We start from the raw sequence: 18,076 nt of genomic DNA on the forward strand, positions 1-18,076 counted from the left end.
GCTCACATCAGGAGCGATCAGCCACCGGGGTGTCCTTGACCAAGGCCAGATCGTCCACGCTGACGTCTTCGGTGTAATCCAGCCAGGCGCGGATCTCCAGGTCTTCCACCGCATGCTCCAGGCCCACCGGCATGCGGATGCGTCCAGCGGCGTCGGGCACCACCCATTGCTGTGCCAATACCACCTTGCGCTCGGAGGACACCGCTTCGACCCAGAACGCGCGCGTAGGCCGGCGCTTGGCGTAGAGCTCGAGCATGTAACTGCCCGCATCGGTCTTGCGCGCGGCCTGGGTGAGCATGATGGGCTGGCGCACGCGCGGGCGCGGGGCTTGCGGGGTAGCGTGCAACGGCGCATCGACGGCAATGCCGCGGGTCAGGTCCGGGTCGCGATACAGCTTCATGTTCTGCTGGCGATCGACCACCAACGCGCACCAGTCGCCATCGGCTGAGCCGTCTTCGAACGCGGTGCAGCGGTCCACGTAGGCCAACGGGCCGTCGGAATGGGTGCGGTCGAACTGGCGCGAAGTGTTTTCCAGATACACCGTTTTCAGATTGGTGTCTTCGTCGTATTCGAGCAGCACCGGTGGGCGCACCTGTTGTACGCCTACCACTACGTCGCCATTGCCATTGACGCGCAGCATGCGGGTGCTTTGCCCGGTCCACAGCGTGCGCGCGAAGGCGAGGTAGCGCGGGTACTCCTTGCCGCTGTCGCGGCTGGCGGCAACGCTGGCGCTGGGCGGTGCATCGCTGGCCAGCAGCGAGCGGCCGAAGCCCAGCGTGCGCATCCCTGGTTCCAGCAATTGCAGCAGCGTGGCACCGGAATCGAGCGTGCTGCCTGCATGCGTGACGACCTGTTGTGGCGCGATGCCCTTGCCGAGGAACAACAGCAGGTTTTCGCGCTTCTGCTTGGCGAGCACATCGCTCAGATCGTTCGGCATGGCCAGATGATCGGACGCGATCACGATGATGGTGTTGTTGCCGTAGCGGCTGTTGCGAATGCGTGCAACCAGCTCGCCGATCAGCCGGTCGCTGCACTTGATCGCATGCAACAGACCGATGTCGCCCAGGGCGCTGTCGTAGTGCTGGCCCTTGCACGCCAGCGGCAGGTGTCCGGCCGGGTGATGGGTGTCCATGGTCAGCGTGGTCAGCATGAACGGTTGGCCGGCCCGCGATAACGTCTGAAAACTGTCCCAGGCATCGTCCAGCAACACGTCGTCGTGCACGCCCCAGGCGGAAAAGTGCTTCGGCGCGACGCCCTTGTCCTGGAAATAGTGCACGTCATGTACCACATCGAAGCCGTGGCTGGACAGAAAACGGCCTTTGCCGGCGAAGCTGGCATCGGCACCGCCCACGTAGTGATTGCGGTAGCCCTGGTCCTTGAGGTAATCGCCCAGGCAGCGTGCTTCGGGCAGGAACATGCCCATGCGGTCCATGCTGTTTTCATCGCCCGGCGCGGTGGTGAGCGGCACGCCGCACATCGAGGCCACCATGCCGGCAATGGTCCAGCCGCTGCCTTCGGTGGAGGTGATGTTGCGCACATCCACCGCTTCGGTGGCCAGCGCACGCAAGTTGGGCGTCAGGCCAGGGAACACGTCTTCGTCGAAGTAGGTGCGTTCCAGGCTTTCGCCGTAGATCCAGACGATGTTCTTGCGTTTCTGCAGCGGTTGCTGCGGCACCTGGTATTCCGGCACCACGGTGGCGTAATCGACCGGGCGCAACTGGTAGTAGAGACGCTTGCCATCGCGATACAGCGGGCTGACTGCAATGCTGATGAGCAACATGCCCACGAACGCCGCAAACACCGCACCGCCACCGCGCGGGCGCCGAAAGCGTCGTACCCGTACCAGTATCAGCGGGCTAAGCGAGAGCAGCAGCATGCCGATGAAGACCGCGATGTAGCCGGAGAAATCGCTGACGCCGGCGCCGTCCATGTCCGCACGCAGGTGATAGAGCGTTGCGGCATTGATGCCGTCGCCACTGAGCCGGTCGACCAATCCCCAGGCGCTGAGCACTAGCAACAGCAGCGACAGCAGGCCAGCCTTGAGCCACGCCAGACGAGGCGAGGCGACCAACAGCCACAGCAACAGCAACAACGAAACCAACAACATCCAATGCATGCGCAGCGTCCGTGGGAGAATGATGCGAGCGCGTGCCGGACGCCTTGCTCGCCATGTCCTGTTTGTCACCTGAATCATGACACCCGGATGACGGACTATGCCGCGCTGAAGCTGACTGAAATGTTTGTTGCGTTGTGGGGTATGGGGTTGATGCGTTGGTCGATGCGGGTGTGCACGCGCCGGGGCCACTTGAGATCGTGTTGCGTCGTGCGGTCGATGCACGGATGAGTGGCTCCGCCTCGTACCCTCACCCCAACCCCTCTCCCGCGGGGAGAGGGGCTTGTTGGCTGCTTGTTTCTCTATGTGGGTGTGCATCTAGCGCACGCGGATGGACCAACGTTGCTAAAGACACGCAGCAGCGCGACGTGATCGACCGCGCGCTAGCGATGCCCGCGCTCTTCGCGCGCGCGCACGCGGCGGTCGAAGAACAACGCGCTGAGCACGATGCCCAGGCCCAAGAAAACGCCGAGCAGGAACAGCACCATCGCAATGGCCGGGTAGCCCCACAGCTTCAGGCCGGTTTCGATGCGCATCATCTGCGCCGAGGCCATGATGAGCGCGGCAGTCACGATGCCGGCCGCAACGCGGTTGGCGATCTTCTGCAGGCTTTCCATCAGATGCGATTCCTCCAGCCCGGTGACGCGCATCTGCAGGCGGTTTTCCGCGGCCAGCGAGAGAATTTCGGACATGCGGCGCGGGCCTTCGCGCACCAGATGCTGCAGTTCCATCGCCTCGCTGGCCAGGTTGGCTGCAGAGAGGGACTTTTTCAGCCGCGCCCGCATCACGTGCTGCAGATGGCGCTCGACGATGCGGCGTGTATCCAGGTTGGGCGACAGCGCGCGGCACACGCCTTCCAGATTCAGCAGCGTCTTGCCGAGCAGGCTCAGTTCCGGCGGCGTGCGCAGGCCGTTCGCTGTGGCGATGCGCACCAGATCCAGCACCACGCGGCCTTCGGAGGTGGTGTCGTGCGCGGCGTAGCGGGCGATCATCTGCCCGGTTTCGCGCTGATAGCGGTCCTCGTCGTAATCCTCCAGGCGCGTGCTGAGCGCGATGGTCTCTTCGGCCACTTCCTCGCCACGCCCATCGACAGCGGCAAACAACAGCTTGAGCAGGCGCTCGCGCAGGCGCGGCGGCACGTGCGCGACCATGCCCAGGTCGAAGATGGCCAGGCGCCCGTCCTGCAGCACGCGCAGGTTGCCCGGATGCGGGTCGGCATGGATCTCGCCATGCACGAACATCTGGTCCAGATAACCCTTCACCAGCTCGGCGGCCAGGTTGTCCATCGGCTGTTCGGTGCGGCGCAGGCCGGAGATCTTGTCCACGCGCACGCCTTCGGCCAGCTGCATGGTCAGCACCTTGCGGCTGCTCAGGTCCCACACCGGCTGCGGAATCCACAGCAGCGGGAAGGGCTTGAGATGCTTGCCGAAGCGCACCAGGGTTTCGGCCTCGTCTTCGTAATTGAGCTCGGCGCGCAGGGTCTTGCCGAATTCGCCCAGCCAGTCGGCAAAGCGCACGCGGCGGCCGATGCCGGTCAGCCGGTCGGCGGCGGTGGCAAAGCTCTTGAGCACGTCCAGGTCCGAGCGCACCTGCGCGGCCACCTCGGGCTTTTGCACCTTGATTGCGACCGGGGTGCCGTCGCGCAACGCGGCGCGGTGCACCTGTGCCAGCGAGGCGCAGCCCAGCGGCACCGGGTCGAAAAACGAGAACGCCTTGTTGACCGAGACCCCGAGTTCTTCCTCGATGATCTGGCGGATGCGCTCCACCGGCACCGAGCTGGTGTTCTCCTGCATGCGCTCCAGCGCGGTGGCGAACTCCGGCGGCACGATGTCCGGGCGCGTGGACAGCATCTGGCCCAGTTTGACGAAGGTGGGGCCGAGCGATTCCAGGTCCGAGACAAACTGGTCCGGGGTGCCTTCGGCAGGCACTTCGTACTCGTTGATGGCGGCCGGGTCCAGGTTCATGCCGGCAAACACGCCCGACCCGCGATAGCGCAGCAGCAGCCGCAGGATCTGCGTGCGCCGGCTCATGCCGCCCACCACGGCGTGGTCGGCCGGGGTCGCGGCAGAGGCCGATGTGCGGTGCGGATCGTTGGGACTCAAAGGCCATCTCCGGGCGTCATGCAGGCGGCGAGTGTGGCCAGCGCCGGGTCGTCGCCTGGTGAATCCAGGCACGCCATGGCCGTGGTGCGCGCGCTGCCTGGCCCAGGCGCGGCGCAGGCTGACGATGCAGCCGTAGTGCCGGCATCGGCCCGCAATGACCGCGCGACCGTCTGCCATCACCCCACGCGGCGGCGGGATCGGCGAGAATTCACGCCCACTCACGCATGACCACCACGAAGGACCTTGCGCATGGCCGGTGCCAGCCTGTTCACCCTGCTCGACGACATCGCCACGCTGCTGGACGACGTTTCCATCCTGACCAAGGTCGCGGCCAAGAAGACCGCCGGCGTGCTGGGCGACGACCTGGCGCTCAACGCGCAGCAGGTGACCGGCGTCACCGCCGACCGCGAACTGCCGGTGGTGTGGGCGGTGGCCAAGGGCTCGCTGGTCAACAAGGTGATCCTGGTGCCGGCAGCGCTGGCGATCAGTGCGTTGGAGGCCTGGCTGCGCGGGCGCGGCTACAACATCCCGCTGGTGATGCCGCTGATGATGATCGGCGGTGCCTACCTGTGCTTCGAGGGCGTGGAAAAGCTGGCGCACAAGTTCCTGCACGACGAAGCGGAAGAAGCGCAGCGGCACGCCGAGCGCACTCGCGCGCTGGCCGATGAGAAGGTCGATGTGGTGGCGCTGGAGAAGGACAAGGTCAAGGGCGCGATCCGCACCGACTTCATCCTCTCGGCCGAAATCATCGTGCTCACGCTTGGCTCGGTACAGGAAGCGCCTTTTGAACAGCAGGTTTTGACCGTGATGGCGATCGCATTGGTCATGACCGTCGGCGTATACGGCTTAGTCGCCGCCATCGTAAAGCTGGACGACCTAGGCTTGTATCTCAGCAAGAAGGGCACGGCGTTGGCTGCGTTTGGCCGCGGCATCTTGATCGGTGCGCCATGGCTGATGAAGTTTCTATCGGTGGCTGGCACGGTTGCGATGTTTTTAGTGGGAGGCCACATTTTGGTAAAGGACATCCCCATCCTTCACCACACAGTGATGGACCTGGCCACGTCGGCCGGTGGCCTGGGCTGGCTGGTCGAAGCGCTGGGCAACATGATGGTCGGCGTGGTCGCCGGCGCGGTGGTGCTGGCGGCGGTCATCGGGTTCCAGAAGCTGCGCGGGACCAAGGCGGCCCATTGATGCCTGGCGCCGGCGTTGATCGGGCGCCGCAGCGGCGTCCTGACCAATGCCGTATTGCCCGGGCCGACCTGGTCACCGCGCCGGGCATTCGCGCTTGAACGCGCCCGGCCTGCCACGCCAGCGATGCACACGCCGGGTGTTGAGCATCAGTCCGCGCTGATCACCCGGTTCTTGCCGGCCGCCTTGGCGTCGTACATGGCGCGGTCGGCGCGGCGGATCACATCGTCCTGGGTTTCGTCGGTGTGGCGCAGCGCCACGCCTGCGCTGAAGCTGATGAAGATCCGCACGTCTTCATGCAGCAAGGAGCGTTGCGCCAGGGCGCGTTGCAGGCGGATGACCGCGGCGCTGGCTTCGAAAATGGTCGAGTCCGGCAGCAGCAGCACGAATTCTTCGCCGCCGAAGCGGGCAATGGCATCGGTGGTGCGCAACACTGCCTTGGCCACGTCCACGGTGTGGCGCAGCGCGGCGTCGCCGCCGGCGTGGCCGTGTGCCTCGTTGAGCCGGCGGAAGTCGTCCAGATCCAGCATCGCCACGCACAGCGGCTGGCCGCTGCGTTGGGTGCGCGCCGCCTCGCGCTGGAACAGTTCTTCAAAGCCGCGCCGGTTGAGCGCGCCGGTCAGTTGGTCTTCGCGTACCAGCCCGGCGACGGCGTTGAGCTCCTGTTCGAGCGAGGCGATGCGTTGTTCGGCGTCTTCGACCTGGCGGCGTGCGGACAGTAGCTCGTCGCGCGCGGCCAGCGCCTGCGCCTGCACCCCGGCGGTGTCCTGCAGCACGTCCTGCAGCAGGCGATTAAGATCTGGAATGCTGCGAGCGTCGCCGATCGCCTGCGAATAGCCGGCAACGCGGTCATGGTACTCGCCGGTGCTGGTGGCCATGCCGTCGAGCTGGTCGACGAAGGACACCATCATCTCGCGCATGGCGGTCTTGGAATCGGCGATGCCCTGTTTGAGCAGGCCCTGTTTGTAGATCACCTCGCGCAGGGTGCCGCGCGCCTGCTCGATCGATTCCACGTCCAGCGGCCCGGCCAGCAGCTGCCGCACCACCGAGATCTGGCCCTGCAACCAGCTGCGATCGTCGAGGAGTTCGCCGACGTTCTCCAGCAATAGGTCAAACAAGCCCAACAACAGGTTCTGCTGCTCGCTGGCATCGTCGGCGCGCAGGCCGATCTGGTGGCTCAGTTCGCGCAGGCGCTGTTCCAGCGTGATCAGTTCATGCCCCGGACGCCAGTGACGCAGCGCCGAGGCCAATGTCTGGGCCTCTTCGGCCAGCTCGGGGCTGCGTTGCAATAGGGTGGCCAGGGCATTGCCCAGCGCATGCCGCAGCAGGTCGCGCAGCTGTTCGGCTTCGGTGCGGCCTTCGGCCAGCGAATCGCCGATATCGATGGTGCGGATGTATTTGTCGATCAGCTGGCGCAGCGTGCGGCCGTAGCCGGGCCAATCGCCGGCCGCATACGCCGCGCTCAGGCGCACGCCCATGTCGCCGAGTTCGCCATGCAGGCTGGCGATGCCTTCGGCGAACGCGAGCAGCAGCGCCTCTGGATGCGCGGCATGCGAGAACAGCCGCATCAGCAAGGCAGTGGCGGCGGCGGGGTCGTGCGCGCCGGACTTGGCCTTGGCCGGCACCAGCTGATGTGCGGACAGGCCCTGCCCGCCGCGCTCGCCGTTGATCACTGCGGGCAAGGCAGCGGCGGGGCGCGCAGTATCCGCGCCGCCCCAGGGCAACAGACGGCGCAGCCCGCCACGCGGGCGGCTTGAGGGGTCGGGCTGGTCTGCCATGCGCCGGGGTCTCGAAAGGTCTTTTACTAACGCTCGTTATCGGCGCGGGCACGGGCCGCTTGAGCAAGCCGGGCCGTAGCGCGCAGCAACAGCATGCAGGCAATGCGCGAAGCGCCGTCGCGACAAGTGACGCGGACGCGTCGATGAACAAGTTATCCAGGTGACGACGAACGCGGCAGAGTTCTCCCGCACCGGGTGCATCTCACTGCGTATGCACCGATACGGGGATGTCATCGCACTGCAATGACGTGCTTATGCCTGCGCGTATGCGCAGCTGTGCGCAAAGAAATGTAGCCTGTCGCAGAAAAGTCAGCACGTGTTCACGCATATTTTATTTGGTCGGGGTGTAAATTCGTCGGCAAGGACACCGTGGAGTACGCGCGTTGGCCCCGCTCCTCATTCGTAGCAAGTCGTCTGGCTGAATCGGCAGACGGTGGTTTCCGCTTCGCCGTTTTTCCGTCTCACCCCACATTACGACGGATGTTTAGATGGTTGCTATGATGCCGCTTCACGCTACCACCGCACGCTTAGAGCGCAGCACGATGCTCCCTACTCTGAAGAAGAGCGGGCGACCGCGTGATGCGCGCGGCCGCTTCATCCGTCACCACGAGCGCCTGCCGGTGTCGCTGGCGGACACGCGCGGGGCCTTGTTCGTGGTGTCGGAGATGGCGGACTTCATCAAGGCCGGCGGTCTGGGCGATGTAGCGGCCGCACTGCCGCGCGCGTTGCGCCATCGCTACGACGTGCGCGTACTGATCCCGGGCTACCGCGCGGTGCTCGAGCGCGCCGGCAAGGTGGAAATCGTCGGCCGCGTGTTGGCGCATGCCGCGCTACCGGCCTGCGACATCGGCCGCATCGTGCAGTCCGACGGGCTGCCCATCTATATCCTGCTGTCCAAGGAACTGTTCGAACGCGACGGCTCGCCGTATGTGAGCGCCAGCGGTTCGGAGTTCGAAGACAACGCAATCCGCTTCGCCACCCTGTCGCATGCCGCCGCGGAAATTGCCGCCGGCCATGCCGGGCTGGGCTGGAAGCCGCGCCTGCTGCACCTGAACGACTGGCCGTGTGCGCTGGCCGCCGGCTATGTGCGCTGGTCCGGCGGCACCACGCCGTGCCTGCTGACCATCCATAACCTGGCCTACCAGGGGCTGGTGCCGTATTCGATGGCGGCTGCGCTGGGCATCCCCGCCGAGCGCGTGGCCGAGCTGGAGTTCTACGGGCAGATGTCGTTCCTGCGCGGCGGTATTGTGAATGCCGACCACGTCAACACCGTCAGCGTCAGCTACGCCAAGCAGATCACCGGCCCGGCCCAGGGCTGTGGCCTGGACCGGCTGCTGGCCGGTCGCGCCGCCAAGGGCGCGCTGACCGGCATCGTCAACGGTATCGACGCCAGCTGGGACCCGCGCACCGACGAATACCTGGATTCGCACTTCAGCGTGAACCAGTGGCAGGGCCGTCAGGCCAACGCCACGCAGGTGCGCAAGGCGTTCGGGCTGCGCGAGAGCACCGGCCCGCTGTTTGCGGTGGTGTCGCGGTTGGTGCACCAAAAGGGCCTGGACCTGATCTGCGAGGTCGCCCCGCAGATCGTGGCCGCCGGCGGCCAGATCGCAGTGATCGGCGGCGGCGAGCCGGAGATCGAGCGCCAGGTGGCCGAGCTGACCCGGCGCTATCCCGGCCAGATCGGCGCTTTCATCGGCTTCGAGGAAGGGCTGGCGCGGCGCATGTTCGCCGGTGCCGACTTTCTGCTCATGCCCTCGCGCTTCGAGCCCTGTGGCCTGAGCCAGATGTACGCGCAGCGCTTTGGCTGCCTGCCGATTGCGCACGCCACCGGCGGGCTGATCGACACCGTGGACGATGGCGTCACCGGCTTCCTGTTCCAGCACGCCAGCGTGGAAGCGTTGCGCCGCTGCCTGGAGCGCGCCTTCCGCACCTTCCGCTTGCCCAGCCTGCTGTCGGCGATGCGCCGCGCGGCCATGCTGCGGCCCAGCGGTTGGGACGTGGCCGGCAAGAAATACCTGTCTCTCTACGAACGCACCGCTGCAACCGCGCCCGCGCTTGCGACGGTGTCATGAGCGAACGGCAGGGCGTGCAGGAGCAGGATACGGAAGCAGACGGCGTGACCACGGAAGGGCTCTCGGAAATGTCGCAGACCCTGCAGGCGCTGGCCGATGGATTGCCGGCCGACGCATTTGCGTTGCTTGGGCCGCACCCGCTGGCCGATGGCCGCCGTCAGGTGCGCGTGTTGGCGCCGGGCGCCGAGGCGATGGGGTTGATCGACCCGCGCGGCAAGTTGCTGGCGCGCATGCAGGCCAGCCCGATCGACGGCGTATTCGAAGGCACGCTTGCCCTCGAAGGGCCATACCGGCTGCGGATCGTGTGGCCGGACGTGGTGCAGGAGATCGAAGACCCGTACGCGTTCGCGGCCACGCTGGACGAATCGTTGTTGCTGCAGATCGCTGCCGGCGACGGCCAGGCCTTGCGCCGTGCGCTGGGCGCGCAGCACGTGCAGTGCGGTGATGTGCCGGGCGTGCGCTTTGCAGTGTGGGCGCCGCATGCGCAACGCGTGGCGGTGGTTGGCGACTTCAATGGCTGGGACGTGCGGCGCCACCCGATGCGGCAGCGTACCGGCGGCTTCTGGGAACTGTTCCTGCCGCGCGTGGAAGCCGGCACGCGCTACAAATACGCCGTCACTGCGGCCGATGCGCGGGTGCTGCTCAAGGCCGACCCGGTCGCGCGGCAGACCGAATTGCCCCCGGCCACGGCGTCGGTGGTGCCTGGCACCGGCACCTTTGCGTGGACCGACGCGGCGTGGATGGCCAAGCGCGACCCCAGCGCCGTGCCGGCGCCGCTGTCGATCTACGAGGTGCACGCCGCCTCCTGGCGCCGCGATGGCCACAACCAGCCGCTGGACTGGCCAACGCTGGCCGAGCAGCTGATTCCTTACGTGCAGCAGCTCGGCTTCACCCATATCGAATTGCTGCCGATCACCGAGCACCCGTTCGGCGGTTCCTGGGGGTATCAGCCACTGGGCCTGTATGCGCCCACCGCGCGTCACGGCAGCCCGGACGGGTTTGCGCAGTTTGTGGATGCCTGCCACCGCGCCGGCATCGGCGTGATCCTGGATTGGGTCAGCGCACATTTCCCCGACGATGCGCATGGGTTGGCGCAGTTCGACGGCGCCGCGCTGTACGAGCATGCCGACCCACGCGAAGGCATGCATCGCGACTGGAATACGCTGATCTACAACTACGGCCGGCCGGAAGTGACCGCCTACCTGCTCGGCAGCGCGCTGGAGTGGATCGACCACTACCACCTCGACGGCCTGCGCGTGGATGCGGTGGCCTCGATGCTGTATCGCGACTACGGCCGTGCCGAAGGCGAGTGGGTGCCCAATGCGCATGGCGGCCGCGAGAACCTGGAAGCGGTGGCGTTCCTGCGCCAGCTCAACCGCGAGATCGCCACGCAGTTTCCCGGCGTGCTCAGCATTGCCGAAGAATCCACCGCCTGGCCGGGGGTCACCGCCGCGATCAGCGATGGCGGCCTGGGCTTCACGCACAAGTGGAACATGGGCTGGATGCACGACACGCTGAGCTACATGCAGCGCGATCCGGCCGAACGTGCGCAGCACCACAGCCAGCTCACCTTCGGGCTGGTGTACGCGTTCGACGAGCGCTTCGTGCTGCCCATCTCGCACGATGAAGTGGTGCACGGCACCGGTGGGCTGCTTGGGCAGATGCCGGGCGACGACTGGCGCCGCTTCGCCAACCTGCGCGCGTATCTGGCGCTGATGTGGGCGCACCCGGGCGACAAACTGCTGTTCATGGGCGCCGAATTCGGCCAATGGGCCGGCTGGAATCACGATCAGTCGCTGGACTGGCACCTGCTCGACGGCGCGCCGCATCGTGGCGTGCAGCACCTGGTGGGCGACCTCAACGCTGCGCTGCGCCGCACCCCGGCGCTGTATCGCGGCACCCATCGCGCCGAAGGCTTCGACTGGAGCGTGGCCGACGATGCGCGCAACAGCGTGCTGGCATTCATCCGCCACGATCCCGATGGCGGTGCACCGTTGCTGGCGGTGAGCAACCTCACCCCGCAACCGCTTCACCATTATCGCGTGGGGGTACCGCGTGCCGGCCACTGGCGCGAAATCCTCAACACCGACGGTGCCCATTACGGCGGCAGCAACCTCGGCAACAGCGGTCGTCTTGCGACCGAGCCGATGGGCATGCACGGGCATGCGCAACGTCTGCGCCTGACGCTGCCGCCGCTAGCCACGATCTATCTGCAAGCGGAGAAATAACCATGAACCAGCGCAACGACATCACCCCGGCCTGGGGCGCCTGGCCGGCGGGTGAGGGACAGGTGCGCTTCGCACTCTGGGCACCGCAGGCCAACACCGTGGAGGTGGTCTTCGACGACGGCACGCGCGGCGCGCTGCAGGCGGCGCAGGATGGCTTCTTCAGCGCCGTGATCGACTGCGCCCCCGATGCGCGCTACCGCTACAGCGTCGACGGCGGCGAGCCGGTGCCGGACCCTGCCTCGCGCTGGCAGCCCGAGGGCGTGCACGGCCCCAGCGCGGTCCAGCCAACCGATGGCTACGCCTGGCAGAACACCCAGTGGCAGGGGCGGCGGTGGGACGAAGCGGTGATCTATGAGTTGCACGTGGGCACCTGCGGTGGCTATGCCGGGGTGCAGGCGCAGTTGCCGCAGCTGGCGGCAATGGGCATCACCGCCATCGAGCTGATGCCGGTGAGCGCGTTCCCCGGTGCGCACAACTGGGGCTACGACGGCGTGCTGCCGTACGCACCTGCCGAGGCCTATGGCACCCCCGACGCGCTGAAGGCGCTGATCGATGCCGCGCACGGGCATGGCCTGATGGTGCTGCTGGATGTGGTCTACAACCACTTCGGCCCGGACGGCAATTATCTGCACAGCTACGCCGGCCCGTTCTTCAACGAAGACAAGCCCACCCCGTGGGGCGCGGCGATCGACTTCCGCAAGCCGCAGGTGCAGCGCTACTTCCTCGACAACGCACTGATGTGGCTGCACGAATACGGCTTCGACGGACTGCGCCTGGATGCGGTGCACGCGATCACGCCGAACGCATTCCTGGACACCTTGCGCGAAACCGTGGAGACCAGCCTGCCGGCCGGCCGCCACGTGCATCTGGTGCTGGAAAACGAGGCCAACCAAGCCTCGCAGCTGCAACGCGGCTACACCGCGCAATGGGACGACGACTTCCATAACGCCTTGCATGTGCTGCTGACTGGCGAAGAAGAAGGCTATTACGCCGCGTTCGCCGACAAGCCCACCGCGCATCTTGCGCGCGTGCTGGGCGAAGGCTTCGCCTACCAGGGCGAGCCGGACCCGCGTGGGCATGTGCGTGGCGAGCCCAGCGGTGCGCTGCCGCCGCACAAATTTGTGGTGTTTGCGCAGAACCACGACCAGATCGGCAACCGCGCCCGCGGCGAACGACTGAGCGTGCTGGTGTCGCCACAACGGTTGCGTGCCGCCTTGGCGCTGACCGCGTTGACGCCGATGATTCCGCTGTTCTTCATGGGCGAGCCGTGGGGCGCGACGCAGCCGTTCCTGTTCTTCACCGACTTCGGCCCGCCGCTGGACGATGCGGTGCGCGAAGGCCGCCGCAAGGAGTTCGCCCATTTCGCCGCGTTCGCCGACGAGGCGCAGCGCGCCACCATTCCCGACCCCAATAGCCATGCCACCTTCGAGGCGTCGCGTTCGCCGATCGAGGACGCAGCGCAAGGCGAGGGCGCGCACTGGGCAATCTGGTTCACCGCGCTGCTGCAGGCGCGTCGCCAGTGGTTGGTGCCGGGGTTGGCGCAGGCGCGCACCGTGCGTGCCAGTGTGCTTGCCGATGGCGCGCTGACAGCCAGTTGGGAGTTGCCCGGCGGGCTGTGGCATATCGCCTTCAATGTCGGAACCCAGGCGGTGCCGTTGCCGCCGGTGCGCGGACGCGTGGCGCATGTTGAAAATGTCGCTGCCGACGCGCAGGAACTGCCGGTGGATGGCTTCATCGCCTGGCACGAGGCGCAATCGTGAGTACGCGCGCGCCGGGCGGCAATGACCTGCACACACTGGCTGAGGCGGCCGGAGTGATGGTGGATTGGGTGGATGCCAGCGACCAGCCACGGCAGGTGTCCGAGCAATCGGTGCATGCGGTGCTGACCGCGTTGGAGTTGCCCGCCGCTACCGCAGCGCAGCGTGAAGACAGCCTGCGCCGCTGCAAGGCGCAGGCCGACGAGCCGGCGCCGCTGCTCACGGCGCAGGTGGGCGAGCTGCTTGCGTTGCGGGTTGCCGCCGACGCGAGCGGCCGCTGGACCGATGAGGCGGGTGCCAGCGAAGACGCACGTGCCGATGCGCAAGGGCAGCTGCGCGCACCGCAGCGCTTCGGTTACTGGACGCTGCAGATCGGCGCGTTGACCCAGCAGGTGGCCGTCGCGCCGCAACGCTGCTTCAGCGTGGCCGACGCCTGTGGCCAGCCGGCGCCGCGTGCCTGGGGCATGGCCTTGCAGGTCTATTCGGCCTGCAGTCTCGATGACGGAGGCATCGGCGATGCCGCCGGCACGGTGGAATGGTTGCGGCATGCGGCACTGGCCGGCGCCGATGCACTGGCACTGAGTCCGGTGCATGCCTCGCGCCCGGTCACCGGCGGCTACAGCCCGTATTCGCCCAGCGACCGGCGCTTCTTCGATCCCTTGCATGCCGCGCCGGTGCGCGTGCTGGGCGAGCTGGCACTGGAGGCGATCGCCGAGGTCGACGGCCTGCGTCAGCGCTTCGACACGCTGCACGGCAACACCTTGATCGACTGGCCGGCTTCGGCGCAGGCCAAGTGGACATTGCTGCGCCATCTGCACGCGCGCGTGGCACCGGACCATGCCGATCTGCTCGCCTTCCGCAATGCGGGCGGCGACGCATTGGACGGCTTCGCACGCTTTGCTGCGCGCGATTTCGGCGACAACGACCCGCAGCTGCATGTATTTACCCAGTGGCTGGCCGCGCGCAGTTGGTCGGATGCGCAACGCGAGGCGCACGAGCGTGGCATGAAGATCGGCTTGATCGCCGATCTGGCGGTGGGCTTCGACCCCAACGGCGCCGAAGCCGCGGCCGCTGCAGATACCGTGTTGCGTGGCCTGGTGCTGGGCGCGCCGCCGGATGCCTTCAATGCCGATGGCCAGCATTGGGGCATCGGTGCGTATTCGCCTACTGCGCTGCGGCGCAGTGGTTTTGCCCCGTATATCGCGCTGCTGCGCGCGGTGCTGCGCGACCGCGGCGGGATCCGCATCGATCATATTCTTGGCCTGATGCGGCTGTGGGTAGTACCCGATGGCGCCGGCTCCAACGAGGGCGCGTATCTGGCCTACCCGCTGCACGATCTGCTCAATCTGCTGGCGCTGGAATCGTGGCGGCATCGCGCGATTGTCATCGGCGAAGACCTGGGTGTGGTGCCGCCGGGCATCCGCGAAGAACTCTCGCGCCGCGGCGTCATGGGTATCGATGTCTTGATGTTCACCCGCGACGAAGACGGCGCGTTTGTCGCGCCGGCGTTGTGGCGACCCGATGCCATCGCCACCACCACCACGCACGATCTGCCCACGCTTACCGGTTGGCGTGCAGGCCGCGACATCGCCTGGCGGCGCAAGCTGGAGTTGATCGCGCCTGCGCAGGCAGACGGCGACACCAAAGACCGCAGCAAGGATGTCGCGCGGCTGGATGCGGCGGTTGAACACGCCGGCTTGGCCGCGGCGGACGACCCGCTGCTGGGCGCGCTGCGCTTCACCGCCACCAGCGTGTCGCCCCTGGCCTTGCTGCCGGCGGAAGACGCGCTGGCGCTGGAAGAACAACCCAATCTGCCGGGCACCGTCGAGGTCCATCCCAACTGGCGTCGACGCCTGCCCGATCCCTTGCCGCATGCGCGCCTGAGCACGGCGCTGCAGGGCTTTGCCGAGGCGCGTCGCGTCGCGGCCGTTACGGAACCGCACCCATGATCGACCTCCGCGCCACCGCCCGCCTGCAGCTGCATGCCGGCTTCACCCTGCACGACGCGCTCGCGCAGGTGCCGTACTACGCCGGCCTGGGCATCAGCCATCTATATCTGTCGCCGATCGGCACCGCGGTGCCGGGCTCCACGCACGGCTACGACAATATCGACCCGACCGTGGTCAATCCCGAGCTCGGTGGCGAAGAGGCACTGGTCGCGTTGTCGCAAGCCGCACGCGAACACGGCATGGGCCTGATCGCCGACATCGTGCCCAACCACATGGCCACGCACGCGCAAAACGCCTGGTGGTGGGATGTGTTGCGCAACGGCCGCAGCGCCAGGCACGCCGATTGGTTCGACATCGATTGGCGTGCGCCTGGGCGCGATGGGAAGTTGTGGCTGGCCGTGCTGGACCGCCCGTATGCCACCGCGCTGGCCGACGGTCTGATCACCCTGGTGGTCGAAGACGACGGCAGTGCCGCACTGGCGCATTACGACCAGCGCTACCCGATCCGCGCGCAGACGCTGGAGGTGCCGGACAAAGCGGCACGCGCGCAGTGGCTGCGCGACTACAACGACGGCGCCAAGCGCGGCGATGGCCGCCTGCACAAGTTGATCGAGCGCCAACCGTATCGCCTGAACTGGTGGCGTGTGGGCAACGACATGCTCAACTACCGCCGCTTCTTCGACATCACCTCGCTGGTGGCGCTGCGGGTGGAACTGCCGGCCGTGTTCGACGCGGTGCATGCGCTGCCGCTGCGGCTGGTGGCCGAAGGTCACCTGGATGGCTTGCGCATCGACCATGTGGACGGGCTCACCGACCCCACCGGCTATGTGCGCAAGCTGCGCAGCCGGCTGGATGCGGCCGGCCGCACGCGTGGCCTCAAGCCCGGCACGCTGGGGTTGTATCTGGAAAAGATCCTGGCGCCCGGCGAAGCCTTGCCGGCCGACTGGCCCTGCGATGGCACCACCGGCTACGACTTCATGGACCAGGTCGGCGGCGTGCTGCATGACCCGGCCGGCTTCAAGCCATTGGCGCGTGCCTGGCAAAAGGTGAGCGGGCGCAGTGGCGACTTCGCACAGGAAGAGCGCAGCGCACGCGACGAGATCCTGCGCGGCCCGCTGCAGACCGAATTCAATCGCGCCGTGGGTGCGTTGTCGGCACTGGCGCGACTGGACCCGCCAACGCGCGAGTTCAGTCCGCAGATGCTGGCGCGCGGCCTGTGCGTGTTGCTGCGCTGGTTTCCGGTATACCGCACCTACGCCGGTGCCAAGGGCGTGACCGGAAGCGAAGCCGAGCGCCTGCGCGCCACTGCCGCGCAGGCGCGCGAGGGCATGCCGGAGTCGATCGTTGCGGCCGTCGACGCGATCGAGCGCTGGCTGCTCGACGATGCCGGCGCCGATCGCGCGCAGGTCGCCTTGCGGCGCATTTTGCGTCGTCGCGTGGAGCAGTTGTCCGCACCGCTCAATGCCAAGTCGGTGGAAGACACCGCGTTCTACCGGCATGGCGTGCTGCTGTCGCGCAACGAGGTCGGCAGCCATCCGACCCACTTCGCCAACGAGGCCGCCGAGTTCCACGCGCAGAATGCCGAGCGTGCAAAGCATTACCCCCGCGCGCTGCTGGCCACCGCCACGCACGATCACAAGCGCGGCGAAGACCTGCGCATGCGGCTGGCGGTGCTGTCCGAACAGCCGCGGTGGTGGGTCGAGCAGAGTGCCCAGTTCGATGCCCTGGCCGAAGCGCTGGAATCGCCCGCCCTGGCCGGTGGCGACCAGCAGATGCTGTGGCAGACCCTGGTGGCCGCATGGCCGATCGGGTTGGGCGCCGACCAGGCCGAGCCGCTGGCCGCCTACGCCGAGCGCGTGGCGCAGTGGCTGCTCAAGGCGGTGCGCGAAGCCAAGCTGCATACCAGCTGGACCGATGGTTCGGCCGCCTACGAACAGGCCGTGCAGGCAACGGTGGAGCAGGTGCTGAGCAGCCGCGCCGGGTTGCCGCTGCGTCGCGCCTTGCTGCGCGCCAGCAACCACATCGCCGCCGCCGGCGCGCGCAACGGGCTGGTGCAAACCACGCTGCGCCTGACCGTGCCCGGCGTGCCCGATCTATACCAGGGCACCGAAGGTTGGGATCTGTCGCTGGTGGACCCGGACAACCGCCGCCCGGTCGATTACGCGCAACGCCAGCAGTGGCTGGCGCAGGCGCGCGACTTCAATACCCTGCTGCGTGGCTGGCGCGATGGCGCGGTCAAGGCGCGGCTCACCGCGCTGCTGCTCCAGCTACGTGGCGAACATCCGGCGCTGTTTGCGAAGGGCGACTATCAGCCGTTGAACGTGGCTGTCAGTGGCGATGCGCAGGTGTTGGCGTTCCGTCGCCAGTACCGCGGGCAGGCATTGGTGGTTGCAGTCACCCGCTTGGGTGCTGGCGCGCAAGACGAGGGCGACCTGCCGTTGCTGGTGCCGCCGGCCACCTGGGGTCAGGCAACGTTAGCCTTGGCGGAGGGCACATACCGTAATGTGCTCGACGGCAGCACGCTGCAGCCGCAGCGCGGCCGCCTGGCGCTATCGATGGTGTTTGCACGCGCGCCGGTGGCTGTGTTGTTGTCCCAATAAGTGACCCCCCGAGAGAAACGTACGCAATGAACGACATGGAACGGCAAGCCCGGCTTGCCCAGTTGGCACAGGAGATCTGGGAAGCGGAAGGCCGCCCGGACGGGCACGCGGACCGCCACTGGGCCATGGCCGAGCGCCTGGTGGATGCCGAAGAGCGCGCCGCCGAGCAGGCCGCCGAGCATACGGTCACGCCCATCACTGCACGCCAGTAACGCGGCCTTTGTCACCTTGCACGGGCGCAGTACCACGCCCGTGCAGGATGACCTGCCGCTGCAAACGCAATCGCACA

At 67.2% G+C, this 18,076-nt stretch carries 10 protein-coding genes; 7 read left to right on the top strand and 3 right to left on the bottom strand.

What is annotated here, in order from left to right:
- Positions 1–7: 7 nt before the first annotated feature.
- Together M3O59_RS01955 and M3O59_RS01960 are read right to left on the bottom strand one after the other, a co-directional pair.
- The gene (locus M3O59_RS01955; protein ID WP_116905860.1) at positions 8–2,116 is read right to left on the bottom strand and encodes a phosphoglycerol transferase I; all 2,109 of its coding nucleotides are present in this window, start codon (positions 2,114–2,116) and stop codon (positions 8–10) included.
- Between the two features lie 380 nt (positions 2,117–2,496).
- The gene (locus tag M3O59_RS01960; protein WP_239686996.1) at positions 2,497–4,143 is read right to left on the bottom strand and encodes an ABC1 kinase family protein; all 1,647 of its coding nucleotides are present in this window, start codon (positions 4,141–4,143) and stop codon (positions 2,497–2,499) included.
- A gap of 321 nt (positions 4,144–4,464) precedes the next feature.
- Between M3O59_RS01960 and M3O59_RS01965 the strand changes: the two genes are divergently transcribed.
- Complete coding sequence (locus M3O59_RS01965; RefSeq protein WP_116905861.1) at positions 4,465–5,406, top strand: DUF808 domain-containing protein; 942 nt, start codon at positions 4,465–4,467, stop codon at positions 5,404–5,406.
- A gap of 146 nt (positions 5,407–5,552) precedes the next feature.
- Here the strand turns inward: M3O59_RS01965 and M3O59_RS01970 are convergent, their stop codons facing one another.
- The gene (locus M3O59_RS01970) at positions 5,553–7,181 is read right to left on the bottom strand and encodes a GGDEF domain-containing protein (RefSeq protein WP_064633129.1); all 1,629 of its coding nucleotides are present in this window, start codon (positions 7,179–7,181) and stop codon (positions 5,553–5,555) included.
- Between the two features lie 488 nt (positions 7,182–7,669).
- Between M3O59_RS01970 and glgA the strand changes: the two genes are divergently transcribed.
- The 6 genes from glgA to M3O59_RS02000 are packed head-to-tail and all read left to right on the top strand — an operon-like array spanning position 7,670 to position 17,999.
- On the top strand, positions 7,670–9,253 hold the full coding sequence (gene glgA, locus M3O59_RS01975) for a glycogen synthase GlgA (RefSeq protein ID WP_064633131.1): 1,584 nt from the start codon (positions 7,670–7,672) through the stop codon (positions 9,251–9,253).
- The gene (locus tag M3O59_RS01980) at positions 9,250–11,481 is read left to right on the top strand and encodes a 1,4-alpha-glucan branching enzyme (RefSeq protein ID WP_116905862.1); all 2,232 of its coding nucleotides are present in this window, start codon (positions 9,250–9,252) and stop codon (positions 11,479–11,481) included. Before glgA ends, M3O59_RS01980 begins: the two co-directional genes overlap by 4 nt.
- 2 nt (positions 11,482–11,483) lie before the next feature.
- Complete coding sequence (gene treZ, locus M3O59_RS01985; protein ID WP_116905863.1) at positions 11,484–13,241, top strand: malto-oligosyltrehalose trehalohydrolase; 1,758 nt, start codon at positions 11,484–11,486, stop codon at positions 13,239–13,241.
- The gene (locus M3O59_RS01990) at positions 13,238–15,187 is read left to right on the top strand and encodes a 4-alpha-glucanotransferase (protein WP_181920550.1); all 1,950 of its coding nucleotides are present in this window, start codon (positions 13,238–13,240) and stop codon (positions 15,185–15,187) included. Before treZ ends, M3O59_RS01990 begins: the two co-directional genes overlap by 4 nt.
- On the top strand, positions 15,184–17,787 hold the full coding sequence (gene treY, locus M3O59_RS01995; RefSeq protein WP_116905864.1) for a malto-oligosyltrehalose synthase: 2,604 nt from the start codon (positions 15,184–15,186) through the stop codon (positions 17,785–17,787). Before M3O59_RS01990 ends, treY begins: the two co-directional genes overlap by 4 nt.
- A gap of 26 nt (positions 17,788–17,813) precedes the next feature.
- Positions 17,814–17,999 (top strand): DUF2934 domain-containing protein, encoded by a 186-nt coding sequence (locus M3O59_RS02000; RefSeq protein WP_064633140.1) that lies wholly within the window; start codon positions 17,814–17,816, stop codon positions 17,997–17,999.
- Positions 18,000–18,076: the final 77 nt, after the last annotated feature.

Source organism: Xanthomonas nasturtii (genome assembly GCF_023337365.3).
GTDB lineage: Bacteria > Pseudomonadota > Gammaproteobacteria > Xanthomonadales > Xanthomonadaceae > Xanthomonas > Xanthomonas nasturtii.